Here is a 16,852-nt window from a genome sequence, read left to right as displayed (position 1 = left end):
GTTCCTCCTCGGTCTCGTGCTCGTGCGTTGTCCCCTCCCGGCTTCCCGCTGTGCGCACGATCAATCGCGCACGACGGGACCGGGCACTGTCGCCGTCCACCGCGCCGGGCTACCCTGCCTCCTGAGTAGCGCGGCGATACCCAGGAGGCGGAGATGGACGCACGGACGGCGGCGGCGTCCCAGGTGTGCTCGGTGGCCCGCACCGCGGCGCTGCTGGCCGACCCGTGGACGGTGCTGCTCGTGCGCGACCTCGGCCGCGGGGTCGCCCGCTTCGACGAGCTGGCCCGCGTCCTGGGCGTCGCACGCACCGTCCTGAGTCGGCGGCTGTCCGAGCTGGTCGGCGACGGCGTCGTCGAACGGGTGGACTACCGCGAGCCCGGCGCCCGGACCCGCGCCGAGTACCGCCTGACCCGCCGCGGCCGCGACCTGGGCGTGGTCCTGGCCGCGCTCATGGACTTCGGCGACCGGCACCTCGCCGGCGACGCCGGCCCGCCCGTGGTCCGCGTGCACACCGGCTGTGGTGCCCCGGTGCGCCTGGTGAGCGTGTGCACCGCCGGACACCGCCTGGGTCGCGGCGACGACGTCCACCTCGAACCGGGCCCCGGAGCCCCCGTCCCCGAGCAGGAGCCACGATGACCTCCGCAGCAGAGCCCACGGCCGGTCCGGCCACCGCCACGCGCCGCCGCGAGCACGAGTGGACCGACCCGATGGTGCTCGCCGCCGCCGCGTCCGGTCTGGACGGACTGGAGTACCTGCGCCGGATCGTCGACGGCCGCCTCCCCGGGGCGCCCGTCGCGAGCCTCGTCGGGTTCCGTGCCGTCTCCGCCGAGCACGGGCGCGTCGCCTTCGCCTTCGAACCCGGCGAGCACCAGTACAACCCGATCGGCTCGGTGCACGGCGGGGTGTACGCCACGCTGCTCGACTCCGCCTGCGGGTGCGCGGTGCACTCCACGCTCCCTGCCGGGACCGGCTACACCAGCCTGGACCTGTCGGTGCGCTTCCTGCGCCGGATCACCGTCGACACCGGCACCGTGACGTGCACCGGCCACGTCGTGCAGGCCGGGCGCCGCACCGCGCTGGCCCGGGCCGAGCTGACCGACGCCGGGGGCCGGCTGCTGGGCGAGGCCACGTCGAGCTGCCTGATCCTGCCCGGCGACTGAGCCGTCTCAGCGCGGCGCGACCGGGCCCTGGGTCGGCGCGCTGCCGGAGCGGTCGGTGCGCTGCGCGGCCTCCACGCAGGTCGCGGAACGGACCGCGCCGGCCGCGTCCGGGCCGGTGGCGTAGAGCGACGGCCCGGGGAGCCCGGGAGTGAGGGCGCGCGCGTCGTCGGTGACGGCGGCGAAGCCCTGCCGCCCCCACACCCAGACCGCGCGGTCCCCGGCGCCGCGCAGCGTGCCGGTGATCGGCGCCGAGACGAACGTGAGGTCCCCGTCGGTCGCGGTGAACCGGTCGGCGCCGGGCACCGCACCGACCGGGAGCGCCCCGGACAGCGCGTCGACGAGGGTCCCGCGGGCGGGGGTGCACGAACGCAGCGCGGCGGGCGGGTCGTCGACGGCGAGCCGGGCGAACTCGGTGGCCGGGTCGATCTCGCGGGACGCGCGCGCCTCCCCCGGTGCGACGAGCGCGCCGAACCCGACGACGACGGCGGCCAGCACACCGGCACCCACCAGCAGGACCCCGGCACACCAGGCGACGGTCCGCAGGACCACCGACCCGGATCCGCTCATGGCACCAATCTATCCGCGCACCGGGGTATCGGCCCTGCGGAAACATGATCGGTTATCGAGCGGTGACACCGGCCGGGTCGCGCACGGCCCCGATCGGGTCGGCGCAGTTCCGTTCCGCATTCGTATGGGGTAGGGCGCGGGAGTACGGTCACCTCCCATTCGGTCACCACCGGTGAATGTGTTTCTACCGAACGTGACCATGGCCGTCGTGGTCGTGGTCGTGGCCGGCCGGGCGGGCGGCGAGACCCGCGGCGCGGGTGGACACGTCGGCCCCGCCCAGCCGACCCGCGGCGACGAGCGCGTCCTCGCAGGCGGCGAGCCAGCAGCCGTAGTAGGGGGCGGCGGGGTCGGCCTCGATCCGCGCGACCAGCCGGTCGCGGAAGCCGTCCCAGGTGAACACCCCCGCCTCGGCGAGCGCGACGGCCAGCCCGAATGCGCGTCCCTCCCAGGGCGCGGCGAACACCAGCTCCCCGTTGGCGCGCGGTGGGGCGGCGGGGCCCGCGACGTCGAGCAGCGGAGCGCTCACGACGGCTCCACCGCCTCGGCGACCCCGACCATCGCGTCCCGCCCGACCAGCCCGGCGAGCTGCTCGGCGGTGAGCCCGTCGGTGCCCGCGGGGCGGCGCGGCAGCACCAGGTAGCGGACCTCGGCCGAGGAGTCCCACACCTCGATCCGACGCTCCGGGGGCACGTCGAGGCCCATCTCGGCGAGCACGGTCCGCGGCTCCCGCACGACCCGGGCCCGGTAGGCGGGGTCCTTGTACCAGCTCGGGGGCAGCCCGAGGACCGGCCACGGGTAGCAGGAGCACAGCGTGCAGACCACGACGTGGTGCACCTGCTCGGTCTGCTCCAGCACCACCATGTGCTCGCCCTGCGGTCCGGTGAACCCGAGCGAGGCGATGGCCGCGGTGCCGTCGCGCAGCAGCCACTCCCGGAACTGCGGGTCGGTCCAGGCGCGGGCGACGACCGTCGCGCCGTTCAGCGGGCCGACGTCGCGTTCGTAGGTGCGCACGAACCCGTCGACGACGGCCGGGTCCACCAGCCCCCGTTCGACCAGCAGCTCCTCCAGTGCCGCGGTGCGCAGCGCCGGACCGGGATCGTCGTCGGTCATCGTGGCTCCAGGTAGGACTCGAACAGGTCGGCGTGCACGGTGACGTGCGGGTCCGCGCCGGGGCCCCACACGTCCGGCGCGGCGAACGCGACGGTGTACACGTGCTCGGGGTGCTCACCGGCGAACACCGCGTGGGTGTCGGGCAGCACGTGTGCGGGCCGCACCGCGGTCACGGCGCCGGGTGTCCCGCGCAGGTAGCGGGGCAGCTTGCACGGCCCGCGGCCGACCGGGCCCGCCGACGGTGCGGGCGGAGCGACGTCCGGGGGCTCGCGGCGGGCGCGGACCGGGTCGCCGGGGGCGAAGCGCGGCGCGGCGTCGACGGTCCGCAGCGACCCGGGCGCGGTGGGCGCGTAGTCGGGCTTCGCGACCGGTGGGTCGACCGGCTCGGGCACGTCCTCGCCGCGACCGCGCCGGGCCCGTGCCTCCACCGCGCCGCGCGCCAGGACGCCCGAGTCGACGAGCATCAGCTCGGCGGCGTGCAGCCAGCGACCGTAGTAGCCGTCGTCAAGGTAGCGGGTGCGGTCCAACCGGGACAGTGCGTGCCGGAACGCGTCCAGGTTGCGCCCGGAGATGCGACCCATGGTCAGCGCGGTGAGCGCGAAGGCCCGGCCCTGCCACGGCTCACCGAAGGGCGGTTCCGGCTCGACGTCGGTCGGCGCCGTGACCCGCCCCCAGCCGGAGGCGCCGCCGAGGTCGGACGGGTCGACGGGATCGTACACTCAGGACCCCAGGGCGAGGACGTTGCAGACGTCGCCGCGGCCGCCGGTCGAGGTCAGGCCGCGCTGCGAGCGGATCCGCTCGGCGAGGAACGCCGCGTCGGCGCCCACCCCGGAGAACCGCCCGGACCCCCAGGTCCACTGCCAGGGCAGGCCCAGGAAGAACAGCCCGGGGACGGCCGTCGTGCCCCGGCTGTGCACCGGCGAGCCACGGCCGGTGAACACCCCCAGGTCGATCCAGGAGAAGTTCTGCCGGAACCCAATGCACCACACCACGGAGGTGATCCCGGAACCGTCGAGCGCCAGCTCGGTGACCTCGCGCTCCGGACGCCACACCGGGGTGTAGCGCTCCTCGACCGGCGCGTCGACACCCTGCTCGGCGATCCAGCCGTCGATGGTGTCCTTGATGGACTCGCTTACCTCGTCGGCGTGGTCCAGTGAGGACTCCAGGTCGGGGGCGAAGGTGAGCCGGCCCCCCGCGTGGTCGGTCAGCGCACCGTAGAGGTGCATGCCCTCGGCGGCGAAGCGACGCAGGTCGATGTCGCGACCGCCGTCGCGCCCGGTGACGTAGTGGTTGGCCTGGGCGCGCACGGCCTCGCGGCGCGGGTGCCGGGTCACCGGCATCCGGTAGTAGCCCATCTCGTCGAGCCAGTCGGTGACGTCACGGCCCCGGTAGAAGCGGGCCACCCGCGGCGCGTGCCCGACGACGAGGTGCACCCCGCGCCCCTCCAGGTGCAGGTCCTCGGCGATCTGGGCCCCGGACTGCCCGGACCCGACCACCAGCACCTCCCCCGGCGGTAGCTGGCCGGGGTTGCGGTAGTCCTGGGACCCGATCTGCGTGATGCCGGCCGGCAGCGGCTCGGACAGCGGCGGGGTGAGCGGCGTGTGGTACCCGCCGGTGGCGACGACGACCTGGTCGGCGGTGCACGTCCCGGCGGAGGTCTCCACGACGAAGGTCCCCCGGTCGTCGCGGTGCAGCCGGGTCACCGCGACGCCCTCGAGCAGCGGCGGGTCGACGAACGCCCGGTAGGCCTCCAGGTAGTCGACGATCTCGCCGCGGACCATGAACCCGTGCGGGTCCGGCCCGGCGTAGGGGAAGTCCGGCAGGTCGCACTGCCAGTTCGGCGTGACCAGGCTGAAGGTGTCCCATCGGTGCCGCTTCCAGGACGACGCGACGACGTCGCGCTCGAGCACCAGGTGGTCGATGCCGCGCACGTCCAGGCAGCGGCTCATCGACAGCCCCGCCTGTCCACCGCCGACGACGACCACCGTCCGGTGCTCGCCGTCGAGCTCGGTCGGCGGGGTGCGCCGGTCCTCGCGCCGGATCACCGCAGTCATGGGGGCCTCCTCGTGAGGGATCGGGGAACGCCACCACGGTCGACCCGTCGTATTACCGAATCGTGTCGTTCGGACGACGGGAGTATTGCCCCGTGTTACGCAACACGACGGTCACAAAGCGCTGATCAAGAATTGCCGTCGTAGTCCGCTCTCAACGTTCCGGAAACAGATCACTGGTGTTGTGGGGACTGCCGGAAACGGTGGGGCCCGATTCCTTCGCAGTGTCCCTCCCCCGGCGCTCCCACGCACCCCTAATCCCGGCGTGGATCCGTCACACCACGAGGAGCATCCCCATGACCAGCGCCGAGCTGTCCGACGTCGAGAAGAAGAGCCTCGAGGAGATCCCGCACCCCTCGCTGCCCGAGGGTTCGAGCATCTACGGCGGCACCAAGGTCTTCCCGGACCTGCAGGCCGAGAACGGCGAGACCTACTTCACCCTCGTGCACGGCATCGCCCACGAGTCCTCGGTCAGCTTCGTGGCCGTGCTGCAGGCGACCCGTGCGCTGCGCAAGGGCTTCGAGTCGGCCATGTACTTCTACGGCCCGGGCTCGCTGAACTGCCTGGCCACCCGCGGTTTCCCGACGACCGGCACGTCCGCGTTCCCCGGCGAGCACAACATCAACGACCAGCTCAAGACCTTCATCGGCGAGGGCGGCAAGGTCTACTGCTGCCGCTTCGGGCTGTCGCTGCACGGTGCCCGCGAGGAGGACCTGATCGAGGGCGTCATCCCGACGCACCCGCTCGACGTCCAGGACGCGCTCATCCACTACGCCCGCAAGGGCGCGATCATCAACTCGACCTACCAGCTCTGAGGAGACGGCGGGACGCCACCGCGTCCCGGATCCGCACCGAGATGCAGCTCAGGGCGCCCCGGCGTCCGTCGCGGCAGCCGTGGGCTGCATCTCGGTGCGGCCGGGTGCACCGGTCGCACCCCGCCGTACCCGGCCCGTCGCATCCCCGGAGGTCCGTCCGCATGTCCGCACCGTCCCGTACCGAGCCCGGTCTGCGGGCCCGAGCCGAGCTGGCCGTCCGCGGCGTGGGGCTCGACCCCGACACCGGGCCCGAGACCGCATCCGGCGCCGGGCCCGAGCGCCCCTCCGGCGTGACCGACCTCGGGTCGGTCATCCCGCTGCGCCGCCCCGGCGGGGCCGGGCCGTCCGCCGACGGCCACGTGCTCGTCGACGGGCTGGCCACCACCGTCCCGATCGTCGCCGACTCCCCCTACCGGCTCCGGGACGGGCGGCTGCTGCGCCGCGAGCCCGGCGGCGGCGTGACCGACATGGGTGTCGCCGTCGACACCGTCGCCCGGCCGGCCTTCTACGACCTCACCACCGCCGACGGCATCTCCTACGAGAAGATCGCCCGCCTGCACGGCGACGACGTGCTCGCCTCCACCGTGGTGCAGACCTGCGTGCGCTACGGCGAGGCCGACCGCTGCCGGTTCTGCGCCATCGAGCAGTCCCTGGAGTCCGGCGCCACCACGGCGGTCAAGACACCCGACCAGCTCGCGGAGGTCGCCGAGGCCGCGGCCCGCCTGGACGGGGTGCGCCAGATGGTGCTGACCACCGGCACCTCCAACGGACGTGACCGCGGTGCCCGGCACCTGCTGCGCTGCGTGCGCGCGATCCGCGAACGGGTACCCGGGCTGCCGATCCAGGTCCAGTGCGAGCCGCCCGCCCCCGACGACCTCGGCGTGCTCGCCGAGCTGGCCGCCGCGGGCGCCGACGCGATCGGCATCCACGTCGAGTCCCTCGACGACGACGTCCGCCGGCGCTGGATGCCCGGCAAGGCCACCGTCGGGCTGTCCCAGTACCGGGCGGCCTGGGACGAGGCGGTGCGGGTGTTCGGCCCGAACGCGGTGTCGACCTACCTCATCGTGGGGCTCGGGGAGGACCCCGACGAACTCGTCGCCGGCGCCGCCGAGCTGGTCGCGGCCGGGGTGTACCCCTTCGTCGTCCCCTACCGGCCGCTGCCCGGCACCCTCGCCTTCGCCGACGGTGTCCCCGCGCCCGACCCGGACCTGCTCGCCGACGTCACCTCCCGGGTCGCCGCGGTGCTGCGGGAGGCCGGGATGCGCGGCGCCGACCAGGCCGCGGGCTGCGCCGCCTGCGGGGCGTGCAGTGCGCTGTCGGCGGCGGGGGGCTGAGCCGTGAGCACCACCGACCCCCGCCCCCGCTTCGTGAGCGGGGCACCCCGTCACCTCACCCCCGCCCCCCGCTGGATCGCCGACGAGCTGCTCGGCGGCCGCCCGGCCGCCGGCACCGACACCCCGCCGGTGACGATCCGCGAGGCCCGCGCCGACGACGCGGGCGACTCCGGCGTCGCCGGGTACCGTGCGCTGCGCCGCGCGGTGTTCTGCGTCGAACAGGGGCTGTTCCCCGACCGGCCCACCGCCGACCTCGACGACCACGACGCCGACCCGCGCGTCGTCGTCCTGCTCGCCCACGACGCCGACGGGACCCTGCTCGGCGGGGTGCGCCTCGGCCCGGCCCGGGCGGCCCACCCCGACATCGGGTGGTGGACCGGCAGCAGGCTGGTCGTCGCCCCCACCGCGCGGCGCCGCACCGGGGTCCGCGTCGGGGCGGCACTGGTCCGCGCCGCCTGCGCGCGCGCCGAGGCCGCCGGCGTCCTGCGCTTCGACGCCGACGTCCAGGCCGCGGGCGCGGTCCTGTTCGACCGGCTCGGCTGGACCCGGGTCCGCGACTGCGAGGTCGCCGGGGCCCCGCACGTCACGATGCGGTGGCCGGTGACCCGCGTCCAGGACCTCGTCGTCGCCACCAAGGCACCGCTGGGTGCGCTGGTCGGTGGCCTCGGCCCGGCCGGGTTCGTCGGCGACGACGGCGCCCCCGTCCCGGGCACCGACGTCGTGGCCTGCTGCGACGCGATCGTGCCGGCGATGGTCGAGCGCGACCCGGAGTGGGCGGGCTGGGCCGGGGTGCTGGTCAACGTCAACGACCTCGCGGCGATGGGTGCCGCCCCGGTCGGGCTGCTCGACGCCGTCGGCGCCCGGGACGCCTCGTTCGCCCACCGCGTGCTGAGCGGGGTACGCGCTGCGGCCGACGCCTACGGTGTCCCGCTGCTCGGCGGGCACACCCAGCTCGACGTGCCCGCGGCGCTGTCGCTGACCGCGCTCGGACGCACCGACCGTCCCGTCCCTGCCGGTGGCGGCCGCGCCGGGCACCGGGTCCGGCTCACCACCGATCTCGGCGGCGGCTGGCGTCCCGGCTACACCGGACGTCAGTGGGACTCGACGACCTCGCGCACCCGCGCCGAGCTGACCGCGACCGTCGGCGCCATCGGTCCGGACGCACCGCACCGCCCCGCCGCGGCGAAGGACGTGTCGATGGCCGGGCTCGCCGGCACCCTCGGCATGCTCGCCGAGGCCTCCGGCGTCGGCGCCGTCCTCGACGTCGCCGCCGTCCCCCGGCCGGACGGCGCCACCGCGGGCGACTGGTTCACCTGCTTCCCCGGGTTCGGCCTGCTCACCGCGGACGACCCCGGCGCACCCGCCCCCGACGCGGGCCCCGCGGTCTCCGCCGAGTGCGGCGAGCTCGTCCCCGGTGCCGGGGTCCGGCTGCGCTGGCCCGACGGCGAGCAGACCGAGGCCGTCACCGCGGGTGTCACCGGCATGGGCCGCGCCGGCGCCCCCGCCCACCACCCCGAGGAGATTCGATGACGCCCACGACGTTCGGCGCCGCCGCGCAGGGCTTCGTCCGCGACCTCGACGAGGACTTCGTCCGGATCGCCGCCACGATCGACCGGGCCCGCGCGGCCGGGGTGCAGGTGCTCGCGCTGCCCGAGGCGGCGATGGGCGGGTACCTGTCGTCGCTGCACGACGTGCCCGGCACCCCCGCCGACCGCCCGCCGCAGCTGGACCCGGACGGGCCGGAGATCCGGCGGCTGGTCGCGCTGGCCGGGGACATGGTCGTCGCGGCCGGGTACTGCGAGACCGGGGACGACGCGTCCGGCGGGCGGCCCTACAACTCCTGTGTCGCCGTCACCGGGGACGGGATCCTCGGCCACCACCGCAAGGTGCACCAGCCGATCAACGAGAACTCCAGCTACGCCGCGGGTGACCGGTTCGCCGCGTTCGACACGCCGTACGGCCGCACCGGCATGATGATCTGCTACGACAAGGCGTTCCCCGAGGCGGCCCGTGCACTGGCCGACGACGGCGCCCGGACCGTGCTGTGCCTGTCCGCGTGGCCGGCGTCGCGGACCAACCGTGCCCCGGTCCTCGCCGAGGACCGGTGGGCCCGTCGCTTCGACCTGCACGACCGTTCCCGGGCACTGGAGAACCAGTTCGTCTGGGTCTCGGCCAACCAGGCCGGTACGTTCGGCGACATGCAGCTGGTGGCGAGCGCCAAGATCGTCGACCCGGGGGGCGAGGTGCTGGCGACGACCGGCAGCGAGGCCGGACTCGCCGTCGCGACCGTCGACGTGGACGCGGAGGTGGACGCGGCCCGCCGCGTGATGGGGCACCTGCGTGACCGCCGTCCGGCGGCCTACGGGCCGGGCCCGGTCCACGCGGGGGTGTGAGGTGCGCGTCGCCGCGGCGGCCGCGAACTTCACCCGGGACGTCGCGTTCGACCTGGAGCGGATCGGTGTGATCGTCGCGCACGCCCGGGAGCAGGGCGTGCGCGTGCTGGTGCTGCCCGACGGCGCGCTCGGCGGCTACGTGCACGACCTGCGCAGCCCCGATCCCGCCGACCCGGACGACGGCGCGGTGCTGCCGCCCGAGCTCGACCCGGACGGCCCCGAGGTGCGCGCGGTCGCCGCGCTCGCCCGGGAGATGGTGGTGTGCGTCGGGTTCTGCGAGGCCGGCCCCGAGCCGGGCGTGCGGTGGAACTCCGCGGTCTGCCTGACCGGGGACGGTGTGCTCGGCAGGCACCGCAAGGTGCACCAGCCCGCGGGTGTCGCCGGGCTGTTCGCCGCCGGGGACGGGTTCACCGCGTTCGACACCCCCGCCGGGCGGATGGGGATGCTCATCGACCACGACAAGACCTTCCCCGAGTCGGCCCGCTCGCTCGCGCTCGACGGCGCACAGCTGCTGGCCTGCCTGTCCGCGTGGCCGACCTCGCTGACCAACCGGGCGCCCCGGATGGCGCAGGACCGCCAGGCCCGGCTGTTCGACCTCTACGACCAGTCCCGCGCCGCCGAGAACCAGGTGCTGCTGATCTCGGCGAACCAGAGCGGGCGCAACGGCTCCCTGCACTTCCTGGGCCGGGCCAAGGTCGTCGGGCCGGGCGGGGACATCCTGGCCCGCACGTGGTCCAAGGGCGGGCTCGCCGTCACCGACGTCGAGCCCGACGAGATGATCGCCTCCGCCCGCGCGGTGCTGCACCACCTCAAGGAACGCCGACCCGACCTGTACCGGGGCTGAGCGGTGCGGATACGGCTGTCCACCTACTCCACCAAGCCGCGCGGCGGGGTCGTGCACACCCTCGCGCTGGCCGAGGCACTCGCCGCCGCCGGGCACGAGGTCGCGGTGTTCTCCCTGGCCCGGGGCGGGGACACCGGCTTCTTCCGGGCCGTCGACCCCCGCGTCGCGGTGCATCTGGTCCCGGTTCCGGAGATCGACGGCGAGACGGTCGGTGCCCGCATCCTCCGCTCGATCGATCTGCTGGCCGCCGGGCTGGCCGACGCCCCCGCGGTCGACGTGCGGCACGCCCAGGACTGTCTGTCCGCCAACGCCGAGGGCCGCGCGCACGGCTACGGCTCGCTGCTGCGCACCGTGCACCACCTCGACGAGTTCAGCACCCCCGAGCTGGCCGCCTGCCACGAACGCGCGCTGGTGCACCCGGCCGCGCTGGTGTGCGTCTCCCGCGCCGTCGCCGCGGAGGTGCGCGCCGGCTGGGGCCGGGAGGCGACGGTGATCGGCAACGGCGTCGACGCCGCCCGGTTCGCCCGGGCCGCCGACGCCGGCGCCGGCGCGCCGTGGCGGGCCCGGTTCGGCCGCTACGTGCTCTCGGTCGGCGGGATCGAGCCGCGCAAGGGCACCGCCGACCTGGTCGAGGCGATGGCGCTGCTCCGGCCCGGTGCACGCCTGGTGATCGGCGGCGGCGAGACGCTGTTCGACTACCGCGACTACCGCGCCCGGGTGCTCGCCCGGGCCGACGAGCTGGGCGTCGTCCCGGACATCCTCGGCCCCGTCGACGACGACGCGCTGCCCGGCCTGATGGCGGGTGCGGCGGCGTTCGCGTTCCCGTCGGCCAAGGAGGGCTTCGGCCTGGCCGCGATGGAGGCGCTGGCCGCCGGGGTCCCGCTGGTGACCCGGGACCTGCCGGTGCTGCGCGAGGTGTTCGGCGACGCGGCACGGTTCGCCCGCGACCCGGCCGGGTTCGCCGCCGCGCTCGCCGACGCGCTGGCCGCCCCCGACCCGCGGCGGGCGGCCGCCGGTCGCGCGCTGGCCGCCGACCACACCTGGACGGCGGCCGCGGACCGGCACGCCGACCTCTACCGCATCCACCTCGCCGACCGCGCGTGACGACGACGGGGTGACGGGGACCACACCGACTGCGCTAGCCTGGGGTGACCACACGACGACGACGTCCCGGGGGGTACGCCGATGCCTGCTCACGAGGCACCCGCTCCGGCCACCGTCGTGCCCCTGTGCCGCGCCGCCCGCCACGGCGACGCCGCCGGGGTCCGCTGCCCGCACTGCACCCGCCCCACCCGCGACGACCGCGACGCCGTCGTGCTGCGGCTGCCCCGGCTGCGCGACCACGAGGTGCTCGCGGGCGAGCTCTGACCCACCGCCCGCCCGGCCCCTCCGCGCCCACGCCGGTCCGCCGCTGCCGCACCGCTCCGCCGCTGCCGCACCGCTCCGCCGCTGCCGCACCGCTCCGCCGCTGCCGCAGTGCTCCGCCGCCCACACGCTGACCCGTCGCCCGCGCGCCGGTCCCCCGCCCGAGCCCTGATCCGCTGCGCGCGCGGTGATCCGCACCCCGCGCAGTGATCCGCTCGGCGCGCGTGTCCGGACGCGCGCGCCGAGCGGATCAGCGCGCGAAAGGGCGATCATCGGGTGCCCGTCCACAATCGCGGGAATGCTCCACAGGTGGCGGATCCGCTCCGGCGCGGGCGCCGGGCGCGGGCAGGGTCGGGACCGTGGACGAACCGCTGCTGCGCCGCGACCTCCTGAGGCTCGGGACGACCGAGGCCGAGATCCGCGCCGCCCTGCGCAGCGGGCGATGGACGGGGATCGGCCCCGGTGTGTACCTGGAGACCGGCGACGAGCGTCTGCGGTTTGCCTCGACGCGGCACGCGACCCTGGTGGAGGCGACGGTCCCCTCGCTCGCCCCCGGGGCCGTGGTCAGCGGTCCGTCCGCCGCCGTTCGACACGGCCTGCCGGTCTGGGGCGTGCCTCTGACCACGGTGCACGTCACCCGGGACGGCGCGTCCGGCGGGCGCGGCGGGCCGCGGCTGCGCGTGCACGCCTCCCCGTTGTCCGCCGACGAGGTCGTCGACGTCCGCGGCATCGCGACGACGTCGGTGGCCCGCACCGTCGTCGACGTGGCCCGCACGGCTCCGTTCGAGACCGCCGTGGCCGTCGCCGACGCGGCCCTGCACCGCCACCTCGTCACGCCGGACCGACTGCGGGATGCGGTACTCGCCGCCTGCGGGCGCCACGGCGTCGGCCGGGCCCGGGCGGTCGTCGCCTTCGCCGACGCCCGCGCGGACGGGCCCGGTGAGTCACGCAGCCGGGTCCGGATGGCCCGCCTGCACGTGGCGAGGCCGGTGCTGCAGCATTCGTTGCTCGACGAGCGGGGCCACCGGATCGGGGTCGTCGACTTCTGGTGGCCCGACCACGGGGTGGTCGGGGAGTTTGACGGCCTCGGCAAGTACGGGCGGTCGCGACGCCCGGGAGAGAGCGCGGCCGACGCCGTCGTCCGGGAGAAGCGGCGTGAGGACGCCCTGCGGGCCCGGCCCGGTGTGCGGACGGTCGTGCGCTGGACCTGGGAGGAGCTCGACGACTTCGCCGCCGTCGCGCAGCGGCTCCCGCGGACAGCATGATCCGTACCCCGCGTGGTGATCCGTTGCCCGCGCGTGTCCGGACGCGCGCGCGAAACGGATCACCGCGCGGCGAGTGGATCAGCACGCGGACAGCGGATCGGCACGCGGCGGGAGGGATTGCCGCCAGGGCGACGGGCCGGCACGCAGCCGTCTGGCCGACGTGGGACCGGCGGATCACCGAAGCCGGCGGATCACCGGGGCAGCCGACGGGTCGGTGCGCGGAGCCGGTCAGTCGGCCGGGCGCAGCACGGTCGCCCCGAGGATCCGGCAGGCCAGGAGCGCCACCTCGACGTCGAGCCGATCGTCGCCGAGGGGCCAGCCCCGCACCTCCTCGGCGCGGCGCAGGCGGTACTGCACGGTGTTCTTGTGCAGGTGCAGCTCGCCCGCCGCCGCGACGAGACTGCCGCCGCCGCGCAGGTAGGCGGCGAGGGTGTCGCGGAGCCGGGCGTGCTGCTCGTCGTCGATCGCCAGGTCGCCGAGGATCTCGGCGACCCGGGCGGCGAGCAGGTCGGTGCCCGCGTCGAGCAGCAGCAGCGGGCCGAGGTCGTCGGCGGTGGTGACCGGGAGCCGGGCGGCGGGAGCGGCGGCGGTGACCACCTCCTGCACCCGGCGGGCCCGGCGGTGCGCGCCGCGGAACCCGTCGAGGCCGCGGCCGGGCCCGCCGAGCGCGACCGACACCGGTCCGGGCGGCAGGGTCACCGGCCCGCCCGTGCCCGGGTACCAGGCCCAGGAGGTGACCGCGTCCGGGGCGACGACGAGCGGGGCGCGGGTGCAGCCGAGGGCGGCGCCGACGTCGCCGACGGCACGTTCCAGGGCCCGGCCGGGATCGGGGGCGTCCTGGTCGACCCAGAGCACCGCGGCCAGGTGCTCCCCCGCGACCGGGTGCCCGAGCGCCGCCTCGACCTCGGTGACGGTGCCGCCGCGCCCGGCGAGCACCGCGTCGACCATCGCGAGCCGGGCCGCGTCGCGGCGGCGGACCCAGCCGTCGCGTTCGGCCTGGTGGACCGCGACCATCTCCTCCGAGACCCGGTCGACGTAGCCGAAGGCGACCGCGGTGAGCGCACGGACGGCGTCCCCGACCTCGGTCGTCCCCAGCCCGGACCCGGCGATGCGGCCGATGAGCTCCTGCTGGAACACCGACTGGCCCAGCCGGTAGGCCCGCAGGACGACCGTGACCGGGACCCCCTGCTGGGCGAGTCGGCGGGCGAGCTCCCCGGCGACCGGGGGGAGCGGCACGTCGTCCTGGGCCCGGCCGGTCAGCACGACCAGCGCCCCTTCCAGCGAGCCCTGCACGGTGGCGACCAGCAGCTCGCGCACGCGGGGGTCGCGGCCGAGCTCGGGCAGCCCGGCGTCGATCTCGACGAGCACCCGCGCACCGAGCGCCTCGACGTCGCCGTGGACCTCGGTGGCGAGGCGGGCGAGCAGGGCGGTCACCGTCGACACGGGACCGACCGTAGCGCGACGCCCGCCCGGCTCCGGGGATCCGGTGCCGGGCGGGCGTCGCGACCCGGCGCTCAGTTCTCCAGGGCCAGTGCGCGGGCGGGGCAGGCGCGGACGGCGGCGTCGACGTGGGCCCGCTCGGACTCGGGCGGGTGCTCGTCGCGGACGACGACCACGTCGTCCTCCCCCACCTCGAACCAGCCGTCGGCCATGGCCTCGCACATCCCGATGCCCTGGCAGGCGTCGAGGTCGGCGACGATGCGCATCAGACCTCCTCGGTGGTCAGCGCGACGAAGTCGACCTTCTCGCGGACCCCGCAGTCCGGGCAGCACCAGTCGTCGGGGACCTGCGACCACGGGGTTCCCGCCGGGAAGCCCTCGGCCTCGTTGCCCGCGGCGACCTCGTAGGTGTACCCGCAGCCGGGGCAGCGGGCCGCGGTGACGGCGTCGCTCTGCGCGCGGCGGGTGACGTCGACGGCGGTGTCGGCGGCCGGGGCCGGGTCGGCGGGCGGCGGGTAGGCGGCGAGCAGCGTGTCACGCTTGCCGGGCTGCAGGTTGGCGTAGCGCAGGTCGCCGTCGTAGTGCGCCACCACCAGCGGGTCCATCAGCCGGCGGAACACCGGCGGGACGGTCGCGGCCAGCATCATCCCGGTGTAGCCGGTCGGCAGGACCGGGGCCTCCGGGAAGTCGCGCAGCGTCTGGAACCGGCGGACCGGGTTCGCATGGTGGTCGGAGTGTCGCTGCAGGTGGTAGAGCAGCACGTTGGTGGCGATGTTGTTGGAGTTCCAGGAGTGCTCGGGCAGCACGCGCTCGTAGCGGCGGCGGTCCGGCGGGCCGACCTTCTGGCGCAGCATCCCGTAGTGCTCCATGTAGTTCACCAGCTCGAGCAGGGTGAACCCGAAGACGGCCTGGATCAGCAGGTAGGGCAGCACGCCCCAGCCGAACGACGCGACGATCGCGCCCCACAGCACCACCGACATCAGCCAGGCGTTGAGGACGTCGTTGCCGATCCGGAACGGGTGCCGGTCGCGGCGGGCGTAGCGCTTGCGCTCCAGGCGCCAGGCGCTGGTCAGCGAGCCGAACACGGTGCGCGGCCAGAACCGGTAGAAGCTCTCGCCCATCCGGGCCGAGGCCGGGTCGTCCGGGGTGGAGACGCGCACGTGGTGGCCGCGGTTGTGCTCGACGTAGAAGTGGCCGTAGAACGCCGGGGCGAGCGCGATCTTGGCGGCCCAGCGCTCCACGTCCTCGCGCTTGTGGCCCAGCTCGTGGGCGGTGTTGATGGCGACGCCGGCGACGGTGCCGAGCGTGACCGCGAGACCGATGTTGCCGACGACCGGCGCCCCGGCGGTGGCGATGTAGAACATCCCGGCGAACAGGCCTGCGTACTGCAGCGGGAGGTAGGCGTAGGTGACCCAGCGGTAGTAGCGGTCCTCCTCCAGTTCCTCCATCACCTCGTCCGGCGGATTCGTCGGGTCCTTGCCCGCGAACAGGTCGATCGTCGGAACGATGCCGAGCACGACGATCGGACCCAGCCACAACGCCACCGACCAGCCGGTGGCCAGGTGCAGACCGATCGCGAGGAACGGCAGGACCGGGACCAGCAGGCCCAGCAGCCAGGCGTAGCGCTTGCCGTCGTGCCAGGTGTGGTGACCGTTCACCGGTTCGGACAGTGCATAGGTCCGCATCGGATTTCCTCCTCGCGTCGGCTCTGACGGAACGATGGAGCAGACGGTAGGGAGATCGGCGCACGATTCCTCGGTCGTCGGGACCGAAGATCGGCGCCCCGTTCGGTCCCGCGGACCGAACGCGCAGCCGGTCAGCGGTCCCAGCGGAACAACCGGACCGCGCCCACCACCCCGACCAGCACACCGACCAGCACCGCGACGACCAGCCCGACGACGGCGCCGGTGTCCGGCGGGACCCCGCGCCACGCCGTCCCGAGCAGCTCCGACGTCGCACCGCAGGGCAGGGTCGCGCCGATCTCGGCGAGCAGTCCGGGCGGTCTCCGCGGGCCGCCGACCATGCCGGACAGTGCCTCGTGCGGCCCACCCCAGAACGGGACAGGGTGTCACGATCGCGCTCCGTGGTCGTGGGTTCACCCGTCCCGACGCGATTGAGGCGCCACTCCCGGGGTACCTACCCCTCGGCCGGGTGAAGATCGACGGAAGGATCGTCATGACCGACACGCAGATGGGTATCCGTTCCGGACTCCGTTCGTGTCGTCGTCGGACGCACACCTGCCGCCGGTCCGCCGGTGGCCTGCGGTGACGCCGGAGCTCGCCCGGGCCACCGACGCCGTCAGCCGGCTGGTCGACGAACTCGGCCCGGCCATCAGCCGGGACGCCGTGGTCGCCGCCGTCGCCCAGGCCTGCGACGACCTGCGGGGCAGCCCGGTGGGCGCGCTGCCCGAGCTCGTGGAGCGCCTGGCCCGGGTCCGCCTGGACCAGCCGACCGTCGGGCTCTGAGGCCTCCGCACCCGGTATGGGCCTCGCGGCGTCCGGGTATCCCC

20 protein-coding genes are annotated in these 16,852 nt (G+C 75.4%); 11 read left to right on the top strand and 9 right to left on the bottom strand.

Features of this window, described 5'->3' with window-relative positions:
* The first annotated feature begins 153 nt into the window (after positions 1 to 153).
* Entirely contained in the window at positions 154 to 636 is a 483-nt protein-coding gene (locus DMP15_RS11385; RefSeq protein WP_161152327.1) for a winged helix-turn-helix transcriptional regulator, read from the top strand.
* Positions 633 to 1,160, top strand: a complete 528-nt coding sequence (locus tag DMP15_RS11380; RefSeq protein WP_083658088.1) for a PaaI family thioesterase — start codon at positions 633 to 635, stop codon at positions 1,158 to 1,160. The genes DMP15_RS11385 and DMP15_RS11380 overlap by 4 nt, the downstream gene beginning before the upstream one ends.
* A 6-nt stretch (positions 1,161 to 1,166) precedes the next feature.
* Here the strand turns inward: DMP15_RS11380 and DMP15_RS11375 are convergent, their stop codons facing one another.
* From DMP15_RS11375 to DMP15_RS11355, 5 genes are all read right to left on the bottom strand, one after another.
* The gene (locus DMP15_RS11375; RefSeq protein ID WP_157818270.1) at positions 1,167 to 1,727 is read right to left on the bottom strand and encodes a hypothetical protein; all 561 of its coding nucleotides are present in this window, start codon (positions 1,725 to 1,727) and stop codon (positions 1,167 to 1,169) included.
* Positions 1,728 to 1,911: 184 nt separating this feature from the next.
* The gene (locus DMP15_RS11370) at positions 1,912 to 2,253 is read right to left on the bottom strand and encodes a nitrile hydratase accessory protein (RefSeq protein ID WP_337825847.1); all 342 of its coding nucleotides are present in this window, start codon (positions 2,251 to 2,253) and stop codon (positions 1,912 to 1,914) included.
* Positions 2,250 to 2,837 (bottom strand): nitrile hydratase subunit alpha, encoded by a 588-nt coding sequence (nthA, locus tag DMP15_RS11365; RefSeq protein ID WP_337825846.1) that lies wholly within the window; start codon positions 2,835 to 2,837, stop codon positions 2,250 to 2,252. The genes DMP15_RS11370 and nthA overlap by 4 nt, the downstream gene beginning before the upstream one ends.
* Positions 2,834 to 3,556 carry an SH3-like domain-containing protein gene (locus tag DMP15_RS11360; protein WP_337825845.1) on the bottom strand — a complete coding sequence of 241 codons (723 nt, stop codon included), beginning with the start codon at positions 3,554 to 3,556 and terminating at the stop codon, positions 2,834 to 2,836. Before DMP15_RS11360 ends, nthA begins: the two co-directional genes overlap by 4 nt.
* Entirely contained in the window at positions 3,557 to 4,891 is a 1,335-nt protein-coding gene (locus tag DMP15_RS11355) for an MSMEG_0569 family flavin-dependent oxidoreductase (RefSeq protein ID WP_337825844.1), read from the bottom strand. It lies immediately after the preceding gene.
* Positions 4,892 to 5,184: 293 nt separating this feature from the next.
* Between DMP15_RS11355 and DMP15_RS11350 the strand changes: the two genes are divergently transcribed.
* From DMP15_RS11350 to DMP15_RS11315, 8 genes are all read left to right on the top strand, one after another.
* A complete protein-coding gene (locus tag DMP15_RS11350; RefSeq protein WP_062396325.1) occupies positions 5,185 to 5,703 on the top strand; it encodes an MSMEG_0572/Sll0783 family nitrogen starvation response protein in 519 nt (172 codons plus the stop codon).
* 161 nt (positions 5,704 to 5,864) lie between these two features.
* A complete protein-coding gene (locus tag DMP15_RS11345; RefSeq protein WP_337825843.1) occupies positions 5,865 to 7,037 on the top strand; it encodes an MSMEG_0568 family radical SAM protein in 1,173 nt (390 codons plus the stop codon).
* 3 nt (positions 7,038 to 7,040) lie between these two features.
* Positions 7,041 to 8,567 carry an MSMEG_0567/sll0787 family protein gene (locus DMP15_RS11340; protein ID WP_304580045.1) on the top strand — a complete coding sequence of 509 codons (1,527 nt, stop codon included), beginning with the start codon at positions 7,041 to 7,043 and terminating at the stop codon, positions 8,565 to 8,567.
* Complete coding sequence (locus DMP15_RS11335) at positions 8,564 to 9,430, top strand: carbon-nitrogen hydrolase family protein (protein ID WP_179762288.1); 867 nt, start codon at positions 8,564 to 8,566, stop codon at positions 9,428 to 9,430. The genes DMP15_RS11340 and DMP15_RS11335 overlap by 4 nt, the downstream gene beginning before the upstream one ends.
* 1 nt (position 9,431) lies before the next feature.
* Positions 9,432 to 10,274, top strand: a complete 843-nt coding sequence (locus DMP15_RS11330; protein WP_073574377.1) for a carbon-nitrogen hydrolase family protein — start codon at positions 9,432 to 9,434, stop codon at positions 10,272 to 10,274.
* Between the two features lie 3 nt (positions 10,275 to 10,277).
* Positions 10,278 to 11,378 (top strand): MSMEG_0565 family glycosyltransferase, encoded by a 1,101-nt coding sequence (locus DMP15_RS11325; RefSeq protein ID WP_337825842.1) that lies wholly within the window; start codon positions 10,278 to 10,280, stop codon positions 11,376 to 11,378.
* Positions 11,379 to 11,459: 81 nt separating this feature from the next.
* On the top strand, positions 11,460 to 11,642 hold the full coding sequence (locus DMP15_RS11320) for a hypothetical protein (RefSeq protein WP_139282703.1): 183 nt from the start codon (positions 11,460 to 11,462) through the stop codon (positions 11,640 to 11,642).
* 356 nt (positions 11,643 to 11,998) lie between these two features.
* Positions 11,999 to 12,904: a hypothetical protein gene (locus DMP15_RS11315; RefSeq protein ID WP_073574379.1), complete on the top strand. Its 906-nt coding sequence runs from the start codon at positions 11,999 to 12,001 to the stop codon at positions 12,902 to 12,904.
* Positions 12,905 to 13,132: 228 nt separating this feature from the next.
* Here the strand turns inward: DMP15_RS11315 and DMP15_RS11310 are convergent, their stop codons facing one another.
* From DMP15_RS11310 to DMP15_RS11295, 4 genes are all read right to left on the bottom strand, one after another.
* Positions 13,133 to 14,347: a PucR family transcriptional regulator gene (locus tag DMP15_RS11310; RefSeq protein WP_073574380.1), complete on the bottom strand. Its 1,215-nt coding sequence runs from the start codon at positions 14,345 to 14,347 to the stop codon at positions 13,133 to 13,135.
* A gap of 71 nt (positions 14,348 to 14,418) precedes the next feature.
* Positions 14,419 to 14,610 (bottom strand): ferredoxin, encoded by a 192-nt coding sequence (locus DMP15_RS11305; protein ID WP_062396337.1) that lies wholly within the window; start codon positions 14,608 to 14,610, stop codon positions 14,419 to 14,421.
* A complete protein-coding gene (locus DMP15_RS11300) occupies positions 14,610 to 16,028 on the bottom strand; it encodes a fatty acid desaturase (protein WP_337825841.1) in 1,419 nt (472 codons plus the stop codon). Before DMP15_RS11300 ends, DMP15_RS11305 begins: the two co-directional genes overlap by 1 nt.
* A gap of 131 nt (positions 16,029 to 16,159) precedes the next feature.
* Complete coding sequence (locus DMP15_RS11295) at positions 16,160 to 16,366, bottom strand: hypothetical protein (protein WP_073574382.1); 207 nt, start codon at positions 16,364 to 16,366, stop codon at positions 16,160 to 16,162.
* Positions 16,367 to 16,607: 241 nt separating this feature from the next.
* Between DMP15_RS11295 and DMP15_RS11290 the strand changes: the two genes are divergently transcribed.
* Positions 16,608 to 16,808, top strand: a complete 201-nt coding sequence (locus DMP15_RS11290) for a three-helix bundle dimerization domain-containing protein (RefSeq protein ID WP_139282704.1) — start codon at positions 16,608 to 16,610, stop codon at positions 16,806 to 16,808.
* Positions 16,809 to 16,852 lie beyond the last annotated feature (44 nt).

This window comes from Pseudonocardia sp. UM4_GMWB1, assembly GCF_017312155.1.
GTDB classification, from domain to species: Bacteria; Actinomycetota; Actinomycetes; order Mycobacteriales; family Pseudonocardiaceae; genus Pseudonocardia; species Pseudonocardia alni.
Note: the sequence above shows the minus strand (reverse complement) of the source record. Positions and strands in the feature narration are given on the sequence as shown.

What these genes read in the sequence shown, in the direction of transcription:
- DMP15_RS11385 (WP_161152327.1), top strand. Translation starts at nt 154, where the DNA reads ATGGACGCACGGACGGCGGCGGCGTCCCAGGTGTGCTCGGTGGCCCGC.
- DMP15_RS11380 (WP_083658088.1), top strand. Translation starts at nt 633, where the DNA reads ATGACCTCCGCAGCAGAGCCCACGGCCGGTCCGGCCACCGCCACGCGC.
- DMP15_RS11375 (WP_157818270.1), bottom strand. Translation starts at nt 1,727, where the DNA reads ATGAGCGGATCCGGGTCGGTGGTCCTGCGGACCGTCGCCTGGTGTGCC.
- nthA (WP_337825846.1), bottom strand. Translation starts at nt 2,837, where the DNA reads ATGACCGACGACGATCCCGGTCCGGCGCTGCGCACCGCGGCACTGGAG.
- DMP15_RS11355 (WP_337825844.1), bottom strand. Translation starts at nt 4,891, where the DNA reads ATGACTGCGGTGATCCGGCGCGAGGACCGGCGCACCCCGCCGACCGAG.
- DMP15_RS11350 (WP_062396325.1), top strand. Translation starts at nt 5,185, where the DNA reads ATGACCAGCGCCGAGCTGTCCGACGTCGAGAAGAAGAGCCTCGAGGAG.
- DMP15_RS11345 (WP_337825843.1), top strand. Translation starts at nt 5,865, where the DNA reads ATGTCCGCACCGTCCCGTACCGAGCCCGGTCTGCGGGCCCGAGCCGAG.
- DMP15_RS11335 (WP_179762288.1), top strand. Translation starts at nt 8,564, where the DNA reads ATGACGCCCACGACGTTCGGCGCCGCCGCGCAGGGCTTCGTCCGCGAC.
- DMP15_RS11320 (WP_139282703.1), top strand. Translation starts at nt 11,460, where the DNA reads ATGCCTGCTCACGAGGCACCCGCTCCGGCCACCGTCGTGCCCCTGTGC.
- DMP15_RS11305 (WP_062396337.1), bottom strand. Translation starts at nt 14,610, where the DNA reads ATGCGCATCGTCGCCGACCTCGACGCCTGCCAGGGCATCGGGATGTGC.
- DMP15_RS11300 (WP_337825841.1), bottom strand. Translation starts at nt 16,028, where the DNA reads ATGCGGACCTATGCACTGTCCGAACCGGTGAACGGTCACCACACCTGG.
- DMP15_RS11295 (WP_073574382.1), bottom strand. Translation starts at nt 16,366, where the DNA reads ATGGTCGGCGGCCCGCGGAGACCGCCCGGACTGCTCGCCGAGATCGGC.